Genomic DNA, 22,843 nt, shown 5'->3' with positions numbered 1-22,843 from the left:
CCGGCCCGGGCGTGCGGGCCGCGCGGGGCGTGGGGGGGCGCGGGGCGGGCGGGCGGGTGGCCCACGGGGCCCCGCCGCAACCGGGGCGGGGGGGGGGGCCCCCGCGGGCCGCGTCGTCCCGCGGCGGCGCGCCACCGTCGCGCTGTGCCGGTGCGGCGCGTCCGGCATCAAGCCGTTCTGCGACGGCTCGCACAAGGCGATCGGCTTCCGCACGGACGACGAGGTGCCGCGCCCGGACGAGCCGGTCCCCGCGCCCGGGCCCGGCGCGGCGCGCGGACGGGGCGCGTCGTGAGGATCTCCGTCCCGGCGCCCGGCGTCGCCCGCCTCGAGCACGCATACGTCAACTGCTACGTCCTCGCCGACGACCGCGGCGCCACCGTGGTCGACGCGGGCCTGCCTCGGATGTGGCGGATGCTGCCGCGGCTGCTCGCCGCCGTCGACCGCACGCCGGGCGACGTCCGCGCCGTCGTGCTCACCCACGCGCACTTCGACCACGTCGGGTTCGCCCGGCGGGCGATGCGGGACCTGCACGTCGACGTGTGGGTGCACCCGGCCGACGCCCGGCTCGCGGCGCACCCGTACCGGTACGCCCACGAGAACCCCCGCGCCGCCTACCCGATCCGGCACCCGCGGGCGCTGCCGATCCTCGGCGCGATGGTCGCCGCGGGGGCCGCGCGGGTCCGGGGCGTCACGGTCGTCCGGTCGCTGGTGCCCGGCACCCGGCTGAAGGTCCCCGGCCGGCCGGACGTCGTCGCGTGCCCCGGCCACACCGACGGGCACGTCGCCCTGCACCTGCCCGACCGCGGCGTGCTGCTCTCGGGCGACGCGCTCGTGACGCTCGACCCGTACACCGGTCGCACGGGCCCCCGCATCGTCGCCGGCGCCGCCACCGCGGACAGCGCGCTGAACCTCGCGTCGCTGGACGCGCTCGCGGCGACCGGCGCGCACCTGGTGCTGCCGGGGCACGGGGAGCCGTGGACCGGCGGCGCGGCGGAGGCCGTGCGGCGCGCCCGGGCGGCCGGACCGGCGTGATCCGGTGGCGCCCTCGCGCGCGGGCCGCCCGCCCGAGCCGGTGCGGCCGCGACGCATCCCGCCTACGGTCGAGGGCGTGACCTCGTCCTCCGCCGACCGACCCGACCGACCGGACCGACCCGACCGCGACGAGCGCGACGAGCGCGTCGGCCCGACCCGTCCCGCCCGGCACGGCGCCCGCCGCGGCCGCGGCCCGGGCGTGCCGGCACGCGGCCGGAGCGCCCGCGCGGCGCGCCCGGGCGCACCCGCGCAGCCCGGCGGCGGCGAGGTGGACGCCGTCGTCGTGGGGGCCGGCCCCAACGGCCTGGCCGCGGCGGTCACCCTGGCCCGCGCCGGCCTCGAGGTCGTCGTCCTGGAGGCCCAGGACACCGTGGGCGGCGGCACCCGCACGCTGGACCTGGGCCTGGCCCCCGGCGTCGCGCACGACATCTGCTCCGCGGTGCACCCGATGGCCTGGGCGTCGCCGTTCTTCCGGTCGCTGCGGCTGCACGAGCGCCTGGACCTGCTGACGCCCGCCGCGTCGTTCGCGCAGCCGCTGGACGGGGGCCGGGCGGCGATCGCCTACCGGGACCTGGACCGCACCGCCGACGGGCTCGGGGCCGACGGCGCCGCCTGGCGGGACACGTTCGGGCCGCTCGCGGAGCGCTGGCAGGACGTCGTCGCGCTGGCGCTCGGCGACCACCGCAGCGTCCCGGCCGGCGCGACCCCGCGGTCGGCGGTGACGGCGGCCCGGTTCGCGCTCGCGGTGCTGCGCAACGGGCAGTCCGTCGTGCCGTCGGCGCTGCGCACCGAGGAGGGCGCCGCGCTGCTCACCGGGGTCGCCGGGCACGCGATCACCCCGCTGCCGTCGCTCGCCGCCGCGGGCACGGCGGTGCTGCTGACGACGCTCGCGCACGTGGAGCACGGCTGGCCGGTGGTGCGCGGGGGGTCACAGGCGATCGCCGACGCGCTGCTCGCGGACCTGGTGCGGCTCGGCGGCCGCGTCGTCACCGGGCGCCCGGTCGCCCGGCGCGCCGACCTGCCGCCCGCACGGGCCTACCTGTTCGACACCGGGCCCCGCCTCGTGGCGCAGGTGTTCGGCGACGCGATGCCGCCGCACCTGGTGCGCGCGTACGCCGGCTTCCGGTACGGGAACGCCGCCGCCAAGGTCGACCTCGTCGTCGACGGGCCGATCCCGTGGGCGCACCCCGACGTCCACCGGGCGGGCACCGTGCACCTCGGCGGCACCCGGGACCAGGTCGTCGCCGCGGAGCGCGCCGTCGGCCGCGGCCGGCACGCCGAGCAGCCGCTGACGCTGCTGTCGGACCCGGCGTCCCTCGACCACGGGCGGGTGTCGGGCGGCCTGCGCCCGGTCTGGGCGTATGCGCACGTGCCCGCGGGGTCCGACGTCGACCCGACCGAGACCGTGATCCGCCAGGTCGAGCGGTTCGCGCCCGGGTTCCGGGACACGGTCGTCGCGTCGCACGGCATCCCCGCCGCGCGCCTGGCCGAGCACGACGCCAACCTGGTCGGCGGCGACATCTCGGGCGGCGCGATCTCGCTGGTCGGGATGTTCACCCGGCCGACCCCGCGGCTCGACCCGTTCGCCACCGGCGCGCCCGGGGTGTACCTGTGCTCGGCGTCGGCGCCCCCGGGGCCGGGCGTGCACGGCCTGTCCGGCTGGTACGCCGCCCGGCGCGCGCTGCGCCAGGTGTTCGGGCGGGCGGACCCCGCGGCCTGAGTCGGCGAGGCCGTCAGCCGATGACGCCGGCCTCCGCCAGCTGGTCCGCCAGCGCCCGCCCGTCCGGCGCGTGCACGGTCACCACCGACGACCGCTCCAGCTCGTCCACCGCGCGCCGGGTGGCGGGCGTCGGCCCGGGCAGGCCGTTCTGCGCCACCTGCTCGCCGACGGACAGCTCCCGCACGGCGATCGCCGCGACCCGCCCGGGGTTCTCCGCCGCGAACGTCTCGTAGACCTGCGGGTCGTGCTGGCCGTCGTCGCCGACGAGGATCCACTGCAGGCCGGGCAGCTCGTCGGCGAGCCGGCGCAGGGTCGCGGCCTTGTGCTCCCGCCCGGAGCGCATCAGCGCGGCGCCCGTCGGCCCCAGGTCCGTGAGCAGCAGCGACCCCTGCGGCAGCCCCACCCGGTGCAGGAACCGCGACAGGGCGCTGGCGGTGTTCCACGCGCCGGTCGACAGGTAGAACACCGGGGCGTCGGGGTGGCTCGCGGTGAGCCGCCCGTACAGCTCGGGCATGCCGGGGACCGGCTTGCGCCGCGCCTCCGACCGGACCAGGAAGTTCCACGCCGCGAGGTGGGGGCGCGGCACCATCGTCACGAGCACGGTGTCGTCGATGTCGCTCACGATGCCGTGCGTCGCCGCGGGGTCGACCACCTGCACCGGCGCGGGCACGTCGGCGTCCTCGCCGACGGACAGGTAGAGCGTCTGCCAGCCCGGCTCCAGCGGGACGTCCAGCCACGCGTCCAGGTAGCCGCCGCGGTCGGTGCGCGCCACCAGCAGGTCCGGCCCCTGGCCGGGCTGCGCCCGGACCCGCACCTCCGCGTCCGGCAGCTCGGCCGAGAGCAGGTTCCGCCAGCCACGGCGGGCGACGCTCCCCGGCGTCGGGGCGTCGGGCGCGGTGAGCAGGACCCGGGCGCGCACCCGTGACCGGTCGACGGTGCCGTACGACGGGTACGTGACCACGCGCGGGGTGTACCCGCGGCGGGACAGCAGGCGGACGACCGCGGAGGTGACCCGGTCCTCCGCACGGGCGGCGAGCGCGGCGAACGTCGACATGCCGGTCAGTATCGCGGCGGCGCGGCCGGCCCGCGCGGCGGGCGGGCACCCGTCACGTCGTCTCACCCGGCGCCGCCGGGCCGCCGGGGCCCCGGGCGCGGGGTTAGCGTCTCCCGGACCGCGCAAACCCGAGGAGCACCCCGTGACCAGCACCGACGACCCGGCCGCACCGGCCGGCTGGCACGCCTGGGCCGCGGCCCGCGACGCCGAGCTCGCCGACCCCTCCGGCTGGCTCAGCCTCACCGCCCTGCACTGGCTCACCGGGACGCCGACGGCCTACGGCGACCTGCCGGGCCTGTGGTGGGCCGACGACGCCGGCATCCACGTCGACCCCGGTGGGATCGCGGTCGACCCGGCGCTCACCCTCGACGGCGCCCCGCTCCGCGCGGCCGCCCTCGTGTGGACCCCTGCCGGCGGTGCCGTCGGGGACCTGCGCGCCGGGGACCGCCTGCTGGAGACCGTCGGCCGTGGCCCGCTGAACCACGGGGTCCGGGTCCGCGACCCGCACGCCCCCGCCGTGACCGCGTTCGCGGGTGTCCCCCGCTTCGCCCACGACGCCGCCTGGGTCCTGACCGCCCGCTTCGAGCCGGCCGCCGCGGGCACCGTCGAGGAGACGGGCTCGGTCGCGGCCCGGGTGCGGCACCACCGCGACGTCGCGGGGCACGTCCGGTTCACCCACGACGGCGACGAGCACGTGCTCCAGGTGGCCGGGGGCGGGCAGCCCGCGATCTGGTTCCGCGACGCCAGCAACGGCCGCGAGACGGCGGCGTTCCGGGTGCTCGGCGTCGACCCGCGGCCGGACGGCTCGGTGGTCCTCGACCTGAACCGCGCCGAGAACCCCCCGTGCGCCTTCAGCGACCACGGCACGTGCCCGCTGCCGCCCGCCGGCAACACGCTGCCCTTCGCGGTCCTGGCGGGCGAGCGCCGCCCCGCGGGCCGCTGACGACCGGCCCGCCGCGCCCGCCGGGCGCGTGCTGCTCCACCGAGCGGACGCGCTGTCGCGCGAGCTCCACGCCCGCAGGGCGATCGACACCACGTCGCCGGCGCGGCTCCGCGGTGCAGACGGACGCGCCCTGTCGGGCACGACCACCCCGTTCCAGCGCCGCAGCTGGACTCCCACCACGAAGCCATCGCGGCCCACCAAGGCCGGTAGCAGACGTCGCCACCCCACCCGATGCCGCCGGCCCCTGACCTGCCCCACACCGTCGCTGCGCGCCGGCATGCGCCACGTCACCGACCGTCGTCCCCGCGCGGGGCCCCTCGTCGACCCCTGCTACCTCACGCCTGCCGGTGAGGCCCCAACAGAGGGGCGCTCACCGGCCCGCCCAGGGCCGCCGAACAGACAGGAGCCCCACCATGCAGAACCCCACCGGCGACGGCTACACCATCGCCACCGTCGACGGACGCGGCGACGTGTCCGTGATCGCCCAGGTCGAGCACCGCGACCTCACCGGCCCCAGCCCCGAGATCGTCCGCACGGGTAACCGGATGCTGCTGCTCGCCGCCGTCGCCCGGCAGATCGTCTGCCCGTTCACCGACACCGTGCTCGACGTCTCCGACGCCGTGCTCATCACCGTCCCCGGCGGCCGCTCCTTCGTGATGAACGCCGACCACTGGGACACGTACGGCCCCGCCTTCCTCACCGCCCGCCCTGGCACCGAGGACATCGACGGGCGCGCGCTGTGAGCGCCCCGTACGCGGTCGGCGACCACGTCCAGGCGCTCAGCGCCGGCCCGGGCGGGACCTCCCTCATCACCGGCCGCGTCGTCGGCATCCAGGACAGCGACGACACCGCCTACCCGTGGGCCATCACCTGCACCGACCCCTACGACCCGGCCGGCATCCGGTCCGTGCGCGTCGACCGATTCGGGCGCGACCGGAACCGGTACGTCGAGCGCACCCACGGCGTCCTGCCCTGGCTCATCGCCGAGAGCGAGCCCGCCCGCCTCCTGCGCGAGGTCGCCACCAAGGCCCGCACCGCCCGCGTCGTCGGCGGGCTGCTGCGCGCCGCTGGGAACCACGGCGTCTCTGCCGCCTGGGCCTGGCCCTCCGGCGCCGACCGCTACGTCGTCGACGTCGACTGCAGCGTGACCCCGCCGATCTACGAGGTGAGCGCCTACTACGACGGCAAGACCGAGCCGCCCCACCAGGCCACCGCGCTCGGCAGCATCGCTGAGGCCGTCGCCGAACTGGTCTGGCTCGACCGGCCCGACCCCCGCAACTACGACGCCGCGTGCCAGCACTCCGCCGACGCCCAGGGCATCACTGCCATCGTCGCCGCGCTCAAGGCGCGCGGCGTGACCGCCGACGTCTGGCAGACGGGCGGGTTCTGCATGGTCGCCGCCGTCCGGCTCGACGCCGACCGGTTCATCGGGATGAACGACGACGGCGGGCTGCTGGTCATCGAGTACACCCAGGCGCAGTGGGACGGCGAGGACGAGACGCCCGAGGAGCACGTGCACCGGTTCGACGGCCTCGCCGAGCTCGCCGCATGGGTGGCCCAGCGCGTCGCCGAGCACCGCGACGCCAACCCGCACCCGGACGAGTTCATCCACGCCGACGAGCGGCCTGCCGAGCCGGCCACGATGGGAGCGGTCCAGTGAGCGAGCTGACCGACCTGTTCGGCCCCCCGATCCACGTCTACACGCGCGCCCAGGCGATCGCCGACGACGTCCTGCACGACGTCACCACCGACGCGACCGAGGCCGGCTTCCGCGTCCCGGTCGCGCTCACAGCCGCCGCCTGGGGCGACGCCGTCGAGTGGAACGCCGAGAACAGCGCCCACCAGGACGAGCGCGGCCGCCTCTGGGACGTACTCACCATGGCCCGCTTCTACGCCCACCGGAACCGCGACGCCGAGCGCGTCCCTTTCCGGGTGCTGCGCGTGCCGAACACGCCCCGCGCCACGCGGCCGCGGTACGCCGACCTGGTGCTGCACATCGGACCCGGCGACCACGGAGAGCCGGTCATCACGATCATGCAGCCCGGCGAGGACTGACCAACCGGTGCCCGGCCCGCGAGGGCCGGGCACCCCGGGGCGGCCGGGCGCGGGTGGCCGGCATCGAGCCGGCCACCCGCGCGGGCCGGCTCTCGCCGGCCCGCGTGCCCGGCCGAGCGCATCGAGCGCCGACCAGGCAGGCCAGGGGGGCGCCGGCCCCCTGGACCCCCGGCGGGCTGGGGGAGGGGGTCACCGAGCAGCACCCCTCGCCCACCTGGGGACGGCCCGAGCGCCCGAGATGGCTCGACCCGCCCACAGGTGGACGATCGGGACCCCCCAGCCGCCCGCACACACCCGTGAAGGGTGTGCACGGAGCTCGCACCCGCAGACGGTCACCGAACAGCCCCGACACCACGTCGCCGGCGCGGCTCCGCGGTGCACACCGACCGCGCCTGCGGCGCGGACCCTCCCCGGACCAGCGCCCGAGGATCCGCCCTACGAGCAGCCATCGCGTCCCACCAGGCCGGTATCAGACCCCGACCCCCACCCGATGCCGCCCGCCATGACCTCGCCCACACCACTCGCTGCGCTCGGGCATGCGCGACGTCACAGCCGCCGGCCCCGCGCGGGGCCCCTCGCCGGGGCCCGATACCTCGCACCTGCCGGTGAGGCCCGAAGAACCGGGCGCTCACCGGCCTAGCGACTGGGCCGGGGGTCGTTGCCGTACGAGTTCTTCTCGTGCACCCGGCCATCGAGCCCGTGGATGTGGTGCTCAAGCTTGCGCTCGATGGCCAGCTCGCGTCCCGCGGACACCGCGGCGTCCTTGTGGTCGTACCGGTCGCCGACCTGCGCGCCGCCGACCTCGTTGAGCCACACGCCGTCCCGGTGGACGGTGTGTGGCTCATTGCCTTCGCTCACGCGCCGCGGCCTCGTCGTCGCAGGGCGGTGGGTCGCGACGAAAGCCGCCGCGTGCGCGGTGGGGGGGGTAGGGCTAGCGATGGCCGCCGCCAGCAGGGGTTGGCGACGGCCATCGCCGTCACGCTACCGCGAGATGACTTACGTGTTTCCTGGTTGCGGGACTGCCGCCGGACTGGACCGGTGAGAGCGGGTACGTCGACGCGGCCGTCCTGGCCCGGCACCTGCCGCCCGGCTTCGAGCGTTTCCAGTTCTTCACGTGCGGCCCGGTACCCATGCTGGAGTCGGTCAGCGCCGCCCTGGCGGGGCTGGGAGTGCCCCTCGACCACATCCACACTGAGTGTTTTGGCTGGGTGTAGGCCATGTCGGCAGGACAGGAGCTCGTCGTGCGACACCGACACCTGACCCGTATCGCCGTAGCCGTCACCGGGCTGCTGGTCTTCGCGTGCCTGGCGTTCGCGGCCATCCAGAACTGACACCGCGCGTGCCACGGGGAATGCGAGGAGCTGCCGCTTCTGCCGGGAACGCAGACAGATCGCAGTGATCGGGGTTACCGTCGCCATGCGCTAGGCGACGATGTCAGAGAGCTCGCGGGGGGCGGGGCCAATGACGCAGTGCACCTTCGACCGCGTGAAGCGCGCCGGCCGCGCCCAGTCGTGCGGGCGGGGCGACCGGGGGTGCGAGCCGCCTGTGGCGGGTGCCCCGTCACAGCCGGCGTCGCGGCCGTGCTCGACGAAGCGGTCCGATCGGATATCGGGCCGCGCGGCGGCGGGTACCGCGCCGGCGCAGACCCCACCGGGGCGGGTATGACCGCCGTCGAGCGCCCCCTTCGAGGCAACGGCTCGGCTCGGCGGTTCGCGTGTGTCGTGGCGGTTCTTGCCCTGGTCCTGGCGATGGTGCTCGTCCCGGCGCCGGGCGCCCGGGCGGCTGCCACCGTGCCGTTCACGGTGAAGTTCTCCACGAACGCCAACGGCGCGATGACCAGCATCGGGAACACGCTGCTGACGTGCCCGGCGTCCACGTCCTGCACCAGCGCCCTGAACGGTGCCGCGGCGGACAACAACGGGTTCACGATGGTGAACCTGGACGCTGACGGTGTTGCGGGCACCACGAACTCCTCGTCCTCGTCCCTGGATCTGCCGGCGGGCGCGAGCGTGCTGTGGGCGGGCCTGTACTGGGGCGCGCGCCTGCAGGCGGGGACCGGGGGGACGGGCGGGTCCGCAGCGGCGATCGATCAGATGTCACTGCGCGCTCCGGGCGACGCTGCCTACCGCACCATCACCGCCTCTACCGCGACCCGCGACCGGTTCGGCCCCAACCCCAGCAGCTACAACGCCTACCAGCGGTTCGCCGACGTCACCTCGATCGTGCAGCAGGCGGGCAACGGTGCGTACTGGGGCGCGAACGTGGCCGCCGCGACCGGGCAGGACCGGTACGCCGGGTGGGCGTTGACGCTCGTGTACTCCGCGCCGGGGCTGCCGCTGCGGAACCTGACGGTCTTCGACGGGTTCAACGCGGTCGCCAACGGCAGCCCGCAGTCGGTGACCGTCTCGGGGTTCCTGGCCCCGCGCGCCGGGCCGGTCGATGCACAGCTGACGATGCTGGCCTACGAGGGCGACCTGGCCCAGACCGGTGACTACACGCGCTTGACCAGCGGTTCGAACAACACCCAGCTGGCCACGGCCCTGTCACCGGGGTCGAACTTCTTCAGCTCCACCAACGACCTCAACGGCACCTCTGTGACCACCCGCTCGCCGGCGAACCGCAACATGCTCGGGTTCGACATCAAGAACCTCGGCGCGTCCGGGACCATCCCGAACGGTGCCACCAGCGCCACGTTCGCGTTCTCCAGCAACGGCGACGTGTACTACCCGGGTCTGGTGGGTCTGGCGATCAGCTTGTACGCCCCGGACTTCACGACCGCCTCGAAGTCCGTGGTGAACCTGTCCGGTCACACCCCGGCCCGCCCGGGCGACACGCTGCAGTACACGCTGTCCTACCCGAACACCGGGCAGGACCCTGCCGTGGCGGCGGTGTCGCAGGACGTGCTGCCGGCCGGCACCACGTACGTGCCCGGGTCGTTGCGCCTCGTCCCAGCTCCCGGGGCAACCCCGGTCACCCTCACCGATCAGGTCGGTGACGACCGCGGCGAGGTCGACGGCCGCACGGTGCGGGTGCGTCTGGGCACCGGCGCGACCGCCACCGCCGGCGGGACCATCGACGTCGGTGCGAACCCCTCGTACTCGTTCCGGGTCACCCTCGCCGATGCCGCCGGGGGCACGACCGTCACCAACATCGCGGACCTGGCATACCGGACCGCGACGACCGACACCCCCTCGACCTACACGACCAACCCGGTCGGCGTGGACGTCACCTCGCAGGCGGACGTGTCGTTGACCAAGGTCATGTCCCCGGACCCGTCCGCGGTCGGAGCACCGGTGCAGGCGACTGTGACGGTCACCAACGCCGGGCCGAACACCGCGACCGCCGTCACGATGACCGATCCACTGCCCACCGGATGGCAGGACGTGGCCGCTTCCACGACCGCAGGCACCTGCGCGACCGCCTCGGGCACCGTCACGTGCGCCCTGGGCGACCTGGCCAGCGGTCAGCACGCCACGATCACCCTGACCGGGACGACGGCATCGGCCTCGACCGCCACCGCGCTCACGAACGTCGCCTCGGTCACCACCACCGCGTTCGACCCGGACCCCGCGAACAACGTGGCCGGCGCCACGGTCACGCTCAACCGGCAGGCCGACCTCGCGATCAGCAAGACCCTCGCCCCCGCCCCCGCCAACCCGGGCCGGCCCGTGCGGTGGACGATCCAGGTCACCAACAACGGCTCCTCCGATGCCCAGGGTGTCATCGTCGACGACGTCCTCGCCGACTCCTCGCTCGCCCAGATCACCGCCATCACCTCTGCCACCCCCGGGCTGGCCTGCACCCCGAGATCGGTCAGCGTGCGCTGCACCCTGGCCACCCTGCCCGCGGGGCAGTTCGCGCGGTTCGACGTGGAGGGCGTGCTGTCCGCCTCGCTGGCCGCCGGCACGGCGGTGACGAACACCGCGACGGTCGCCTCGACCACGCCCGACCCCGATCCGTCCGACAACGCGGTCACCGTCACCGTCGAAGCTACCGATCCGGTGGCCGACGTACGGGTCACCAAGACCGGACCCGCGACCGTGGTCGCCGGGCAGCAGATCGCCTGGACCATCACCGCCACCAACTGGGGACCGTCCGACGCGGCCGGCGTCACGGTCACCGACCCCGCCCCGCCCGGGGTGACGATCACCGGCGCCTCGACCTCTCGCGGCGCCTGCACCACCACCGCGTCCACGATGGACTGCGACCTCGGCACACTGGTGTCGGCCGGATCCGGACCGAACGGCGAGGCGCAGCCCGGCGCTTCGGGGACGATCACCCTGACCGGGACCGTCTCCCCAGATGCCACCGGGACCCTGTCGAACACGGCCACCGCCGCTGCCACGACGTCCGACCCGGCGCTCGGATCGAACTTCGCGACCGTCACGACGGACGTGCTCACCGAGTACGACCTCGGTGTGGCCAAGACCGCCAACCGCACCGCCCTTCCCGGCGCGGACCCGCCCGGCACCAGGCCCGTGGACTACACGATCACCGTGACCAACGCCGGTCCGGCCACCGCCACCGGCGTCGTCGTCGAGGACCTGGTCCCGACCGCGTTGCGGTTCGACTCCGTCGAGGTCGTCGGCCCCGCCGAGGGCACCTGCACCGCACCCGAGCCGACCGGCGACGCTGCCCACGACCGGGTCGTGTGCACACTGACCACCGCGATCGCGCCGGGCTCGAGCGCCCAGCTCGCCGTGCACACGACCGCCATCACGAACCTGGCCGCCATCGGCGACCCGGTGAGCGAGACCGTGACCGTCCAGGCGCCCGGCGACACCACGGCGGACAACAACACCGCCACCTGGACGCTGAGCGGCGACCCGTACGTCGACCTGTCCCTGCTCAAGGAAGGACCCGGTGCGCTGACCGCGGGCGGTCAGGGCACCTACACCCTCACGGTGACCAACAACGTCACCGACCCCGACGACCCCGCCAACAACTACGCGGCCCTCGCCCCGGTGATCACCGACCGGCTCCCGGACGGGCTCCAGTTCGTCTCCGCCACCGGCGCCGCGTGCGCCGCGACCGGCCAGGACCTGACCTGCCAGCTGCCGTCGGACCTGCCCGCGGGGGCGAGCGCACCGCCGGTCCAGGTGGTCGTGGCGCTCGACCCCGCTGTGCCGGCAGGCACGGTCCTGACCAACACCGCCGCAGTCGCCACCGCCAACCCGGAGACGAACCCGGACTCCAACCCGGACAACAACACCGCGTCGAGCACCGCCACCGTGACGGCGCTCACCGACATCCAGGTGGTCTCGTTCACCGTGGAGCCGCTCGACCCCGCCTCGACCGGCCCCGGGACGTGGCGCCGGGTGCGCCTGGAGCTGACGAACAACGGGCCGTCCACAGCCCGGGACGTCGCGTTCCGCGTGGAGCGGGCCGTCGACGCCTACGTCATCGACACCGGCACCCAGCCCGCGAACTGCACGAACGCCGGCCGCGAGGTGGAGTGCACCCTGGACGGCGACGCCACCCTCGCGCGAGGGGCCGGCGTGGTCATCGAGTACGTCATCGAGATCGCCCCGTCGGCAACGCCGACGTCGCAGTCCACGCAGTACCCGAGCGGCTACCCCGACTCCGTGCGCATCTCCACCTCCACCCCCGAGTCGGACGAGACCAACAACACCGGCGACGACCCGGTGATCGTCGGCGACCCGGTCACCGACCTCGCCGTCACCAAGACCGCGCTCGGCACCGTGCCCAACCCCGACGACGCCCACGACGCGTTCGTCGCCGGGGGCGCGTTCACCTACCAGATCACCGTCACGGTGCCCGCGACCCCCACCGGCGCGCCCGCCGGGTCCGGGTACGCCGATGCCCAGGACGTGAGCCTGCGCGACCTGCTGCCGGTCGGGTTCGCCGCCGCGTCGGTGTCGACCACCGCAGGGGCGCTGTGCACGCTCGGCCCGGTGGTCGACCCCGCCGGTGTCCGCAGCCTGCTCGAATGCGGCCTGGGCGCCGTTCCCGGGTGGCGCGGTACCAGCCCCCCGCCGCAGGTCGTCATCACCGTGCACGGCACGCTGCACCCGGACGCGAACAACCTCAACGGCGGCGACCGGTTCGCCGAACAGGTTCCCAACACCGCCACCGTCACCACCGCCACGCCGCTGATCGACGACGGCGACCCGACCATCCCGGCGGACACCCGCACCGCAACAGCCGCGGTCGACGTGGTCGAGATCGCCGACCTGCAGCTCACCAAGACCCCCGACACCGCCACGGCGGCCGCCGGCGGGTCCACCGGATACACCCTGACCGTCGTCAACGCCGGACCCTCCGACGTGGAGCACGCCGTCGTCTTCGACCAGCTCCCGGCCGGGTTCGCCCTGGACGCCGCCGCCTCGACGTGCCCGGCCCCGCAGACCGCACCCGAGGACGAGACCCAGGCGCAGCCTCAGCTGCCGCCCGGACCCGGCCGGGTCGCGTGCCGCGTCGGCGACCTGGACGCGGGGGCGTCCGCGACCGTGCGCATCGTCGCCCGCACCGACGCCACCCTCTCACCGGGCACCGCCACCAACACCGCCGTCGTCGGGCTGCTGGCCAACGACACCGACACCGACAACAACCAGGCCACCGCCGACGTCGAGGTCATCCGTCTGACCGACCTGGCCATCACCGGGTCGGTCAGCACCACCACCCCGGCCGCGGGGCAGGACATCACCTACGCCGAGGTCGCCACCAACGCCGGCCCCTCCACCGCGGTCGACACCCGCGGCGTGACCACCTTCCCGCCCGGGTTCGTGCCCGTGAGCTGGGACGTGCCGTTCAACGACTGCACCTGGGACCCGCCCGCCCCCGCCAACCCGCGCGACACCCCCTGGCAGGACGTGTCCTACACCCTGACCTGCGTGCCCATGACCCCCGGCGCGGCCTGGGAACCGGGCGGGGCCGCCACGAACCGCACGGTCATGTACATCCCCGGCGACACACCCTCGGGCACCTACCGCGCCTCGTCGTCGATCGCCTCCGACACCCCCGAGACGGTCCTGGAGAACAACACCGCGACCCTGGACGTCACCGTGCAGCACGTCTCGGACCTCGAGGTCGCCAAGGATCTCGTCGAGCCCGACCCGCTGCAAGCCGGGCAGACCGCGACCTGGCGCATCCTCGTGGTCAACCACGGCCCGTCGCTCGCCGAGAACGTCGTGGTGTCCGACGACGTCCCGGCCGGGATGACCTACGTCGCGGCGCAGGTGGAAGGCGGCGCCGCATGCCCGCCCCCGGAGCAGTACGCCACCGCCGACGGAGACAGCGAGACTATCCTGCGCTGCCCGGTCCCCGACCTCGCCCCCGACGCCCAGGCCGCCCTGCTCGTCTCGTTCGCGATCGACCGCGACCGGACCGGGCAGGACCTGTGCAACGCGGTCCTGGTCGGATCCGGCTCCCTGGACCCCGAAGCCGGCGACAACCAGGCGCAGGCGTGCTCCGCGGTCACCGGGCCGGCCGCCGACATCGCCACCACCGTCACCACCGACACCCCCCTGGTTCGTGTCGGGGAGACTGCGGCATTCACCGTGACCGTCGCCAACAACGGCCCTCAGGACACCTGGGACGTGACCGCTGCGCTTACGATCCCGTCCGGTCTGCGCGACGTCACCGTCCAGATCGTCCACCCCGACGGCACCCTCACCGCCGCGAGCTGCGACGCAGCGTGGGTGTGCAGCGTCGGCGACCTGCCCGCCGGAGCGCAGGTGCAGCTGCGGGTCACCGGCACCGCCATTGGGGACCCCGGTGGCACGCTCGAGCTCGCGGTGAGCGCCGACCACCCGGGGATCGACATCGACCCGGACAACAACACCGACGCCGCGACCGTGGTACTGCTGCCAGCACCAACGGCCCCGATGCTCCCGCCCAGTGAACCGGGACCGCCGAGTGTGGCTCAACCGCCAGCCGGGCGCCTGCCCATCACCGGCTCCGACCTGTTCCTGCCACTCGGGGCGCTCGCAGCACTGCTGCTCGGCGCGGGCACCGTGCTGCGCGTCCTGCACGGACCTCAACACCCCGCCGGCCGAGGCCTCCGCCCGGGAACCCACCCGAGTAGGGAACTGCCATGACACCTGCGCGCCCCACCATGGTCGACGGAACCGACGGGGCACCCGGTGGGCGGGCGCCCTCCGCGCGGCCGACGGCCAAGGTCGCGGTCGTCGGCGCCGGCTCCGTCGGTGCAACCCTGGCGTACGCGATCCTGACGCGCGGCGCCGCGCGCGAGGTCGTCCTGTACGACATCGATACCGCGAAGGTCCGCGCGCAGGCCCTGGACCTCGCGCACGGCATCCAGTTCGTCCCGATGGCGCACGTCGACGGGTCGGACGACGTTCAGGCGTGCGCCGCAGCGGACGTCGTGGTCGTGACCGCGGGCGTGAAGATGAAGCCCGGCCAGACGCGCATCGACCTGGCCGCCAAGACGATCGCCCTGGTCCGGGAACTGATGCCGCAGCTCGTGCATGTGGCGCCGGACGCGGTGTACGTCATGGTGACGAACCCGGTCGACGTGGTCACGTACGCCGCCCTGCGGTACTCCGGTCTGCCGCGCGCGCAGGTGCTCGGATCCGGCACGGTGCTGGACTCCTCACGGTTCCGGTACCTGATCGCCCAGCACGTCGGGGTCGCGGTGCAGAACGTGCACGCCTACATCGCCGGCGAGCACGGTGACACCGCGGTGCCCCTGTGGACTTCGGCCACGATCGGCGGTGTACCGCTTCTGGACCTCGAGCCGCTGCCCGGGCGCGAATCGCTCACCGAGCCCGCACGACAGGCGATCGCCCACGATGTCGTGCACTCGGCTTACGAGATCATCGCCGGCAAGGGCGCCACGAACTACGCGATCGGACTCGCCGGCTCCCGGATCGTCGAAGCGATCGTCAACGACGAGCACCGCGTCATGCCGGTTTCCTCGCTGCTCGAGGACTATCGCGGCATCGGCGGCGTGTGCCTGTCGGTCCCCACGATGGTCGACCACGACGGTGCGGGCCAGCTGCTCAGCACACCGATGTCCGAGGCCGAAGTCACCGCCCTGCGGCACTCCGCCGACACGTTGCGCGCTGCCGCCGTACAGTTCGACCTCTGACCACCAGCCCGTCGCCCGCCCGTGTCCGACGCGACCCTCAGCCTGATCGTCCTGGCGGCGTCCGTCGCGCTGTTCGTGTGGAACCGGCTGCCCGTCGGGGTCGTAGCGGTGCTCACCGCGCTCGCTCTGGCTGCGACTGGCGTCCTTACCCCCGAACAGGCGATCGCGGGGTTCGGTGACCCGGTCGTGCTCTTCATCGCGACGCTGTTCGTGCTCAGCGACGCGCTGCAAGCAGCCGGTGTGACGGCATGGGCTGGGCAGCGGCTGGTCGCGCACGCCGGGACCGGTCGCCGGCGCATCGTGCTGTCGGTCATGGCTCTGAGCGCGCTACTCGCAGCGCTGGTCACGCCCAATGGAGCCGCCGCTGCTGCGGTGCCGGTGATGCTGCTTGTCGCGCACCACACCGGGGCAGCGGCCTCCCGGCTTGCGATCCCGGTCGCCTACGCGGCAAGCGCCGGAGCGCTGCTGCCCCTCAGCGGGAGCCCGGTCAACGTCATCGTCGCCGACGCCCTCGTCGAAGCCACCGGGCGGCGGTTCGGGTTCTTCGAGTTCGCGGCCCTCGGCGTGCCTCTCGTCCTGGTCACGGCAGCCGTCGCCGTGCTGCTGGGCGGCCAGCTCCTGCCCGATCACCGCAGTCCCGTCGGCGACACGGTCGTGCCGGTCCAGGCAGCGCCTGGACCGGAGGCGGGCTGGGCCGCCGGAGTGCTCGCCGGCACCATCGCCCTGCTGGCGTCGGGGGTCGTGCCACCCGCTGTCGCTGGCCTCATCGGTGCGGTCGCCATGATCCTGACTAAGGCCACCTCCACAGCCCGGGCGCTGAGCGCGGTGCGCTGGGAGACGTTGATCCTGATCGCGGGGCTCGTACCGCTCTCGGTCGCCATCGCCGAGTCCGGTGCGCGGGGAGGTCGAGGGTCTCCGCCCGCACGGCACCGAGAAACCCTCGACCTCGGCGAAGGCACCGGCTGGCGGGCCGGGTCGACGGGGGCGGGTCAGGCGGTCAGGCCACCAGGTGCCGGTCGAGGCGCCGGCCGCCGCGGACGGCGGCACCGGGCACGACAGCACCCGGCTCCACCCGCGACTCGGCCTCCACGACCGCGCGGGGCTCCAGGCGGGCGTCGGCACCGATCTCGGCGCGCACGCCCACGGAGGCGCCGGCCCCGACGGTCGCGCCGCGGGCCAGGTGCACGTGCGACCCGACGGTCGCCGCCACCTCCACGCGGGCGCCGGGCTCCACCCAGCAGTGCTGCCCGATCCGGGCGCGCGCCTCCACGCGGGCTCCCGGGTCCACCCAGGCGGAGTCCGCGACGTACGCCGTGTCGTCGACGACGGCTCCCTTGGCGACGAGCCCGCCGCCGTTGCCGTGACGCTGGTAGCGCACGACGGTGCCGTCCTGCATCTCGAGGTCTTCGTATCGCTTCTTCATCCTGCCCTCCCCAACGCCCTGCGGGGCCCCGTTGTTCCCGCAGTCACGAACGCGTGACCGACGCCCCCCGACGTCCGGCCGACCTGCGTTTCCCCCCGCATGGGTGTTTGGTTCGGTCTGGGTTCCCCCGTTTTTGTTGACTTCGGGTGTGTCCTCCGCCACAGTGGGCACTGCCGGGCACCGAGGCCCGACGCGGCGCCACCCCGGGCCGCACGCAGGAGGACAGGACATCGCCGTCGTGTACCCGCCCGAGCGCCACACGCTGATCCTCACGACCGCCCGCGCCGCGGGCCGGGTCGAGGTGCAGCAGCTCGCCGCCGAGATGGACGTGACGCCCGAGACCGTGCGCCGCGACCTCACGGCGCTCGAGCGCATGGGCCTGGTGCGCCGCGTGCACGGCGGGGCGGTCCCGGTCGAGCGCCTCGGCTACGAGCCCGCCCTCGCCCAGCGCGAGCACGAGCTCGGCGCCGAGAAGGACCGGATCGCCAAGGCCGCCCTGGACGAGCTGCCCGAGGGAGGGTCGGTGATCCTCGACGCCGGGTCGACGACGGCACGGCTCGCCGAGATGCTGCCCGCCGACCGCGAGCTGACCGTCGTCACGCACGCCCTGCCGGTCGCCACGGCGCTGGCCGCGCTCCCCCTCGTGACCCTGCACCTGGTCGGCGGCACCGTGCGCCCCCGCACGCTCGCCGCCGTCGGGTCCTGGGCCGAGCGCGCGCTCGCCGACGTCCGGGTCGACGTGGCCTTCCTCGGCACCAACGGGCTGAGCGTGGAGGCCGGGCTGTCCACGCCCGACCTCGCCGAGGCCACCGTGAAGCGCGCGCTCGTGGCCGCCGCGGCCCGCACCGTCGTGCTCGCGGACCACACCAAGGTCGGCCGCACCGAGCTCGCCGTGGTGGCGCCGCTCGGCCGCGTCGACGCCGTCGTCACCGACAGCGGCGTCGCCCCGGAGCTCGCCGACGAGATCGAGTCCGCCGGCCCGCGCGTCGTGCGGGCCTGAGCCCCAAGGAGAGAGATGAAGGTCTTCCGCTTCTACGCCCCCGGCGACGTGCGCCTCGAGGAGGCGCCCGAGCCGACGCCGCAGGAGGGCGAGGTCAAGATCCGCGTGCGCGCGACGTCGATGTGCGGCACCGACGTCAAGATCTCGACCTCCGGCCACCTGCGCATCCGGCCGCCCCGGGTCATGGGCCACGAGATCGCCGGCGAGGTCGTGGAGGTCGGCGCCGGGGTCGAGGGCTGGGCCCCGGGCGACCGGGTCCAGGTCATCGCGGCCATCCCCTGCGGCGAGTGCGAGTTCTGCCGCGCGGGCGCCATGACGATCTGCCCGAACCAGGTGTCGATGGGCTACGACTTCGACGGCGGGTTCGCGCCGTCCATGATCGTGCCCCGCGAGGTGCTGAAGGTCGACGGCCTGAACCGGATCCCGGAGAACGTCTCGTTCGCCGAGGCCAGCGTCGCCGAGCCGTTCGCCTGCGCGATCAACGCCCAGGAGATCGTCGACGTGCACAAGGGCGACGTCGTGGTCGTGGTCGGGTCCGGCCCGATCGGCTGCCTGCACGTCCGGCTCGCCCGGGCCCGCGGCGCCGAGAAGGTGATCCTGGTCGAGCTCAGCCGCGAGCGCCTCGACCTCGCCGCCGCGGTCGTGCACCCCGACGTCGCGATCTGCGCCGCCGAGGTCGACCCGGTCGAGGCCGTCAAGGAGGCCACCGACGGCCGCGGCCCCTCGGTGGTCATCACCGCCGCCGCCTCGGGCGTCGCGCAGGAGCAGGCGCTGCAGATGCTCGCCCCCCAGGGCCGGCTCAGCCTGTTCGGCGGCCTGCCCAAGGACAAGCCGACCATCACCTTCGACTCCAACCTCGTGCACTACCGCGAGCTCGCGGTCTTCGGGGCGAACGGGTCCAGCCCCGAGCACAACCGCCAGGCGCTGGCGCACATCGCCGACGGGAGCGTCCCCGTCGCCGACCTCATCACCCACCGGCTGCCGCTGGACCGGGTCGCCGAAGGCATCGACGTCGTCCGCACGGGCGCGGGCATCAAGGTCACCATCGAGCCGTGACGCGCCGGCCGGCCGTCACCCACCACGAAGGAGCAGGTCAATGAGGATCCTCTCCGCGCCGGGCAGCGCCCGGCCGACCCCCCGTGACGGGGAGGTGTGAACCCCGTGTCCACCGCAGCCGCCACCACCGCCCCGTCGCGGGGCAAGCAGGCCCAGGTCCGCGTCCAGCGGTTCGGGGCGTTCCTGAGCGCCATGATCATGCCGAACCTCCCGGCGTTCCTCGCCTGGGGCCTGATCACGTCGCTGTTCATCGCCGTCGGCTGGCTGCCGAACGGCATCCTCGGCGGGTTCGGCAACGCCGACGACCCCGGTAGCTGGCAGGGCGCCGCCACCCAGCTCGCCCTCGCCGACGACGGCACCACGTTCCAGCAGTACGTCGGCATGGTCGGCCCGATGGTCACCTACCTGCTGCCGATCCTGATCGCCAACGCGGGCGGCCGGATCGTCTACAAGGAGCGCGGCGGCGTCGTCGCCTCCATCGTCGCGGTCGGCATGATCACCGGCTCCACGGTGCCGATGTTCCTCGGCGCGATGATCGTCGGCCCGCTGTCGGCGTGGGTGCTGAAGAAGGTCGACTCGATCTGGGCCGGGAAGATCAAGCCGGGCTTCGAGATGCTCGTCGACATGTTCACCGCGGGCATCCTCGGCGCCGCGATGGCGGTCGGGGCCTTCTTCGGGTTCGCCCCGATCATCACCGGCGTGTCCGACGCGCTCGGGAACGTCGTGTCCTGGATGGCCGACAACCACCTGCTGCCGCTCATGGCCGTGGTGGTCGAGCCCGCGAAGGTGCTGTTCCTCAACAACGCCATCGGCAACGGCGTCCTGGTGCCGCTCGGTGCGCAGGAGGTCGTGGAGCAGGGCAAGTCGCTGCTGTTCCTGGTGGAGTCCAACCCCGGGCCGGGCCTGGGCATCCTGATGGCCTACACGTTCTTCGGCATCGGGGCGGCGCGGTCGTCGGCCCCGGGCGCGGCGGTCGTGCAGTTCATCGGCGGCATCCACGAGGTGTACTTCCCGTTCGTGCTGATGAAGCCGACCCTGATCGTCGCGGCGATCCTCGGCGGCGCCACGGGCATCGCGACCAACGTGGTGTTCGGCAGCGGCTTGCGCGGCCCGGCGGCCCCGGGGTCGATCATCGCGGTGTACGCCGCGACGCCACGCGACTCGTTCGTCGGGGTGACGCTCTCGGTGGTGCTCGCGTTCGTGGTCACCTTCCTCGTGGCGGCCGTCATCCTGCGGGCCTCGCGGAAGAAGGACCTCGCGGCGGGCGGCGGCGACCTCGCGGCGGCGATCGCCCAGACCGAGGCGAACAAGGGCAAGTCGTCCGCCGCGCTCGACGCGATGGCCGCCACGGTCGGCGCCGGCACGGCGACCGCCGGCGGCACCGGCCCGACCGACGGCGTGGCGGGCGCGGCACCCGTCCGGTCGATCGTGTTCGCGTGCGACGCCGGCATGGGGTCGTCCGCGATGGGCGCGAGCATCCTGCGCGACAAGCTCAAGAAGGCCGGCCGCGGCGACATCACCGTGGTCAACAAGGCCGTCGCCACCCTGGAGGACGACGTCGACCTGGTCATCACCCAGCGCGAGCTGACCGACCGGGCCCGCCGGCACGCGCCCGGCGCACGGCACGTGTCCGTGGACAACTTCCTGTCCAGCCCGGTGTACGACGACGTCGTCCGGGCGGCCCAGGCGGAGTCGCAGGCGGAGACGGCGGAGAGGAGCACGTCATGACCGAGCTGCTGAGCGCCGACCTGGTCGTCCCCGCGGGCAGCGCCCGCACCAAGGACGAGGCCATCCGCGAGGCGGGCGCGCTGCTCGTGGCCTCGGGCGCGGTCGAGCCCGGGTACGTGGACGCGATGTTCGAGCGCGAGCTGAGCATCTCCACGTACATGGGCAGCCACCTGGCGATCCCGCACGGCACCAACGCGGCCAAGGGGGCGATCCACCGGTCCGCGGTGTGCCTGGTGCGGTACGAGGAGCCGCTCGACTGGGACGGCAACCCGGTACGGGTCGTCGTCGGCATCGCGGGCGTCGGCGACGAGCACCTGTCGCTGCTGTCCCGGATCGCCCTGGTGTTCAGCGACGCCGAGCGCGTGCAGCGCGTGCTCGACGCCACCACCCGGGAGCAGCTGACCGCCGTCCTCGCGGAGGTCGAGCCAGCCTGACCCCGTCGCAGCGCGCCCGGGACCCCGCCGGCCACGGGCGCGCTGCGCTGCGCGCCGCCACCCTGCGCGCCGTCGGGCCGGTGCCGCGGGCGGCCGGCGGGCGCGCCCGGCACCGGCCGGGCGCGGGGCTGTCGGGGGCGTGTGGCAGCATCGGGGCCGTGCCCGCCGTCCCGTCCCCCGCCGACCCGGCGGGCGGCACCGAACCGGCGGGCGGCACCGACCCGGCGGCGGGCGGCACCGACTGGCGCGCCGTGCTCGACGGGCTGCTCGCCTGGGGCGCCGACGCCCCCGCCCCGCGCGGCCGGCGTGCCGCGCTGCAGGTCGAGCTCCGCGAGCTCACGCCCCGCACCCGCGAGCGCTGGAACGGCCCGGTCTCCCGCACGGCCGTCGCCCGCCGCCCCGGCGAGCCCCCGGACCCCACGACCGCCGGCTACCGGCTCGGCGTCCGGCCCGTGACCCGCACCGAGCGCGGCTGGACCCGCGGCGGCGTCACCTGGGCGAACATCCCGCACCTGCGTGCCCGGCTCGACCTGGACCCCGAGCAGCACCGGTGGTTCTGCCAGGTGGGCGCCCTGCACCGCGCCGCCGAGCCGCCCGCGCCCGGCCAGGACGCCGCGTGGGTGTACCTCGACGACTTCGCGAACCCCGTGCTCTGGGACCTGCTGGACCAGGCGCACGCCCTCGGGATCGTCCTGGTCGGGTCGGGGGCCGGTGCCGAGGTGCGGCGGGCGGGCGAGGCGCGCCTCGGGCTGGACGTCACCCGCACCGCCGACGGCCCGGGCGCCCCCGAGGGCCCCGGGGGCCTGCGCGTCGCGGCGCACCTGACCGTCGACGGCGAGCCGCACCCCGTCGCGCACGCGCACGCGATCGGCGACCACGGCGTGTACGTCGTGGACCCCGCCCACCCGCGCCGCGTGCTGCTCGCGCCGACGCCCGACCCGCTCGGCCCCCAGCAGCTCGCGCTGCTCGCGGACACCGCCGGCGGGCGGACGGTCGCGGACGCGCTGCGGCTGGGCGTCGTCGTCCCGGCGGACCAGGCCGGCGCGTTCCTGCGCGAGCGGCTGCCCGCCCTGCGCGCGGGGCTCGACGTCGGGAGCGCCGACGGCTCGGTCGTGGTCCCGCCGGCGGCGCCGCCGACGCTCGTCCTGACCGTCCGGCACCTGCCCGGCCGGGTGGTCGACCTGACCTGGCGGTGGGACGGGCACGCCCGCTCCGGGCCGGCGCCGGACCCGCGGGCGCTCGTGCCGGCCGACCTGGTGCCGGGCGGCTGGCCGGACCCGGCGGACGCCGCCGGCTCGCCCGCCGCACCCGACCCCCGCCCGGAT

Annotated in this window: 16 protein-coding genes and 3 pseudogenes; 16 read left to right on the top strand and 3 right to left on the bottom strand. The window is 74.9% G+C overall.

Going from position 1 to position 22,843, the window contains the following annotated elements:
* Positions 1-100: 100 nt before the first annotated feature.
* The 3 genes and pseudogenes from MHY85_RS13130 to MHY85_RS13115 form a co-directional block, all read left to right on the top strand.
* Positions 101-292 (top strand): annotated as a pseudogene (locus MHY85_RS13130) (CDGSH iron-sulfur domain-containing protein); the annotation flags it as partial.
* Positions 289-1,032 carry an MBL fold metallo-hydrolase gene (locus MHY85_RS13125; RefSeq protein ID WP_239196964.1) on the top strand — a complete coding sequence of 248 codons (744 nt, stop codon included), beginning with the start codon at positions 289-291 and terminating at the stop codon, positions 1,030-1,032. The pseudogene MHY85_RS13130 and the gene MHY85_RS13125, both read left to right, overlap by 4 nt.
* 268 nt (positions 1,033-1,300) lie before the next feature.
* On the top strand, positions 1,301-2,752 hold the full coding sequence (locus MHY85_RS13115) for an NAD(P)/FAD-dependent oxidoreductase (RefSeq protein ID WP_308191383.1): 1,452 nt from the start codon (positions 1,301-1,303) through the stop codon (positions 2,750-2,752).
* A gap of 13 nt (positions 2,753-2,765) precedes the next feature.
* On the opposite strand, the gene MHY85_RS13110 is transcribed toward MHY85_RS13115, so the two are convergent.
* Positions 2,766-3,806: an App1 family protein gene (locus MHY85_RS13110; RefSeq protein ID WP_239196962.1), complete on the bottom strand. Its 1,041-nt coding sequence runs from the start codon at positions 3,804-3,806 to the stop codon at positions 2,766-2,768.
* Positions 3,807-3,948: 142 nt separating this feature from the next.
* Here MHY85_RS13110 and MHY85_RS13105 point away from each other — a divergent pair, with 142 nt between their 5' ends.
* From MHY85_RS13105 to MHY85_RS13090, 4 genes are all read left to right on the top strand, one after another.
* The gene (locus MHY85_RS13105) at positions 3,949-4,749 is read left to right on the top strand and encodes a DUF1684 domain-containing protein (protein WP_239196960.1); all 801 of its coding nucleotides are present in this window, start codon (positions 3,949-3,951) and stop codon (positions 4,747-4,749) included.
* A gap of 413 nt (positions 4,750-5,162) precedes the next feature.
* A complete protein-coding gene (locus MHY85_RS13100; protein WP_239196958.1) occupies positions 5,163-5,492 on the top strand; it encodes a hypothetical protein in 330 nt (109 codons plus the stop codon).
* On the top strand, positions 5,489-6,409 hold the full coding sequence (locus tag MHY85_RS13095; RefSeq protein WP_239196956.1) for a hypothetical protein: 921 nt from the start codon (positions 5,489-5,491) through the stop codon (positions 6,407-6,409). The genes MHY85_RS13100 and MHY85_RS13095 overlap by 4 nt, the downstream gene beginning before the upstream one ends.
* Positions 6,406-6,804 (top strand): DUF6573 family protein, encoded by a 399-nt coding sequence (locus MHY85_RS13090; RefSeq protein ID WP_239196954.1) that lies wholly within the window; start codon positions 6,406-6,408, stop codon positions 6,802-6,804. Before MHY85_RS13095 ends, MHY85_RS13090 begins: the two co-directional genes overlap by 4 nt.
* A gap of 636 nt (positions 6,805-7,440) precedes the next feature.
* Here MHY85_RS13090 and MHY85_RS13085 read toward each other — a convergent pair.
* A complete protein-coding gene (locus MHY85_RS13085) occupies positions 7,441-7,662 on the bottom strand; it encodes a DUF2188 domain-containing protein (protein WP_239196952.1) in 222 nt (73 codons plus the stop codon).
* 149 nt (positions 7,663-7,811) lie between these two features.
* Here MHY85_RS13085 and MHY85_RS22055 point away from each other — a divergent pair, with 149 nt between their 5' ends.
* From MHY85_RS22055 to MHY85_RS22050, 4 genes and pseudogenes are all read left to right on the top strand, one after another.
* Positions 7,812-8,018 (top strand): hypothetical protein, encoded by a 207-nt coding sequence (locus MHY85_RS22055; RefSeq protein ID WP_374233618.1) that lies wholly within the window; start codon positions 7,812-7,814, stop codon positions 8,016-8,018.
* A 507-nt stretch (positions 8,019-8,525) separates the two neighbouring features.
* Entirely contained in the window at positions 8,526-14,864 is a 6,339-nt protein-coding gene (locus MHY85_RS13080) for a hypothetical protein (RefSeq protein WP_239196950.1), read from the top strand.
* 17 nt (positions 14,865-14,881) lie between these two features.
* Positions 14,882-15,877 carry an L-lactate dehydrogenase gene (locus MHY85_RS13075; protein ID WP_239196968.1) on the top strand — a complete coding sequence of 332 codons (996 nt, stop codon included), beginning with the start codon at positions 14,882-14,884 and terminating at the stop codon, positions 15,875-15,877.
* A 21-nt stretch (positions 15,878-15,898) separates the two neighbouring features.
* Positions 15,899-16,711: pseudogene (locus MHY85_RS22050) on the top strand (SLC13 family permease); the annotation flags it as partial.
* A 163-nt stretch (positions 16,712-16,874) separates the two neighbouring features.
* Here the strand turns inward: MHY85_RS22050 and MHY85_RS13065 are convergent.
* Positions 16,875-17,300, bottom strand: coding sequence for a transferase (locus MHY85_RS13065; RefSeq protein WP_239196947.1), 426 nt, complete (start codon positions 17,298-17,300; stop codon positions 16,875-16,877).
* 238 nt (positions 17,301-17,538) lie between these two features.
* Here MHY85_RS13065 and MHY85_RS13060 point away from each other — a divergent pair, with 238 nt between their 5' ends.
* The 5 genes and pseudogenes from MHY85_RS13060 to MHY85_RS13040 form a co-directional block, all read left to right on the top strand.
* Positions 17,539-18,300, top strand: coding sequence for a DeoR/GlpR family DNA-binding transcription regulator (locus tag MHY85_RS13060; RefSeq protein WP_239196946.1), 762 nt, complete (start codon positions 17,539-17,541; stop codon positions 18,298-18,300).
* A gap of 15 nt (positions 18,301-18,315) precedes the next feature.
* Complete coding sequence (locus tag MHY85_RS13055) at positions 18,316-19,356, top strand: zinc-dependent dehydrogenase (RefSeq protein WP_239196945.1); 1,041 nt, start codon at positions 18,316-18,318, stop codon at positions 19,354-19,356.
* 192 nt (positions 19,357-19,548) lie between these two features.
* The gene (locus MHY85_RS13050; protein ID WP_239196966.1) at positions 19,549-21,084 is read left to right on the top strand and encodes a PTS mannitol transporter subunit IICB; all 1,536 of its coding nucleotides are present in this window, start codon (positions 19,549-19,551) and stop codon (positions 21,082-21,084) included.
* A complete protein-coding gene (locus MHY85_RS13045) occupies positions 21,081-21,518 on the top strand; it encodes a PTS sugar transporter subunit IIA (protein ID WP_239196944.1) in 438 nt (145 codons plus the stop codon). The genes MHY85_RS13050 and MHY85_RS13045 overlap by 4 nt, the downstream gene beginning before the upstream one ends.
* Before the next feature lie 158 nt (positions 21,519-21,676).
* Positions 21,677-22,843 (top strand): annotated as a pseudogene (locus tag MHY85_RS13040) (hypothetical protein); the annotation flags it as partial.

The sequence above is a fragment of the Cellulomonas sp. ACRRI genome, assembly GCF_022346185.1.
GTDB lineage: Bacteria > Actinomycetota > Actinomycetes > Actinomycetales > Cellulomonadaceae > Cellulomonas.
The sequence above is the reverse complement of the archived record's forward strand: the minus strand, read 5'-3'. Positions and strand labels throughout refer to the sequence as shown.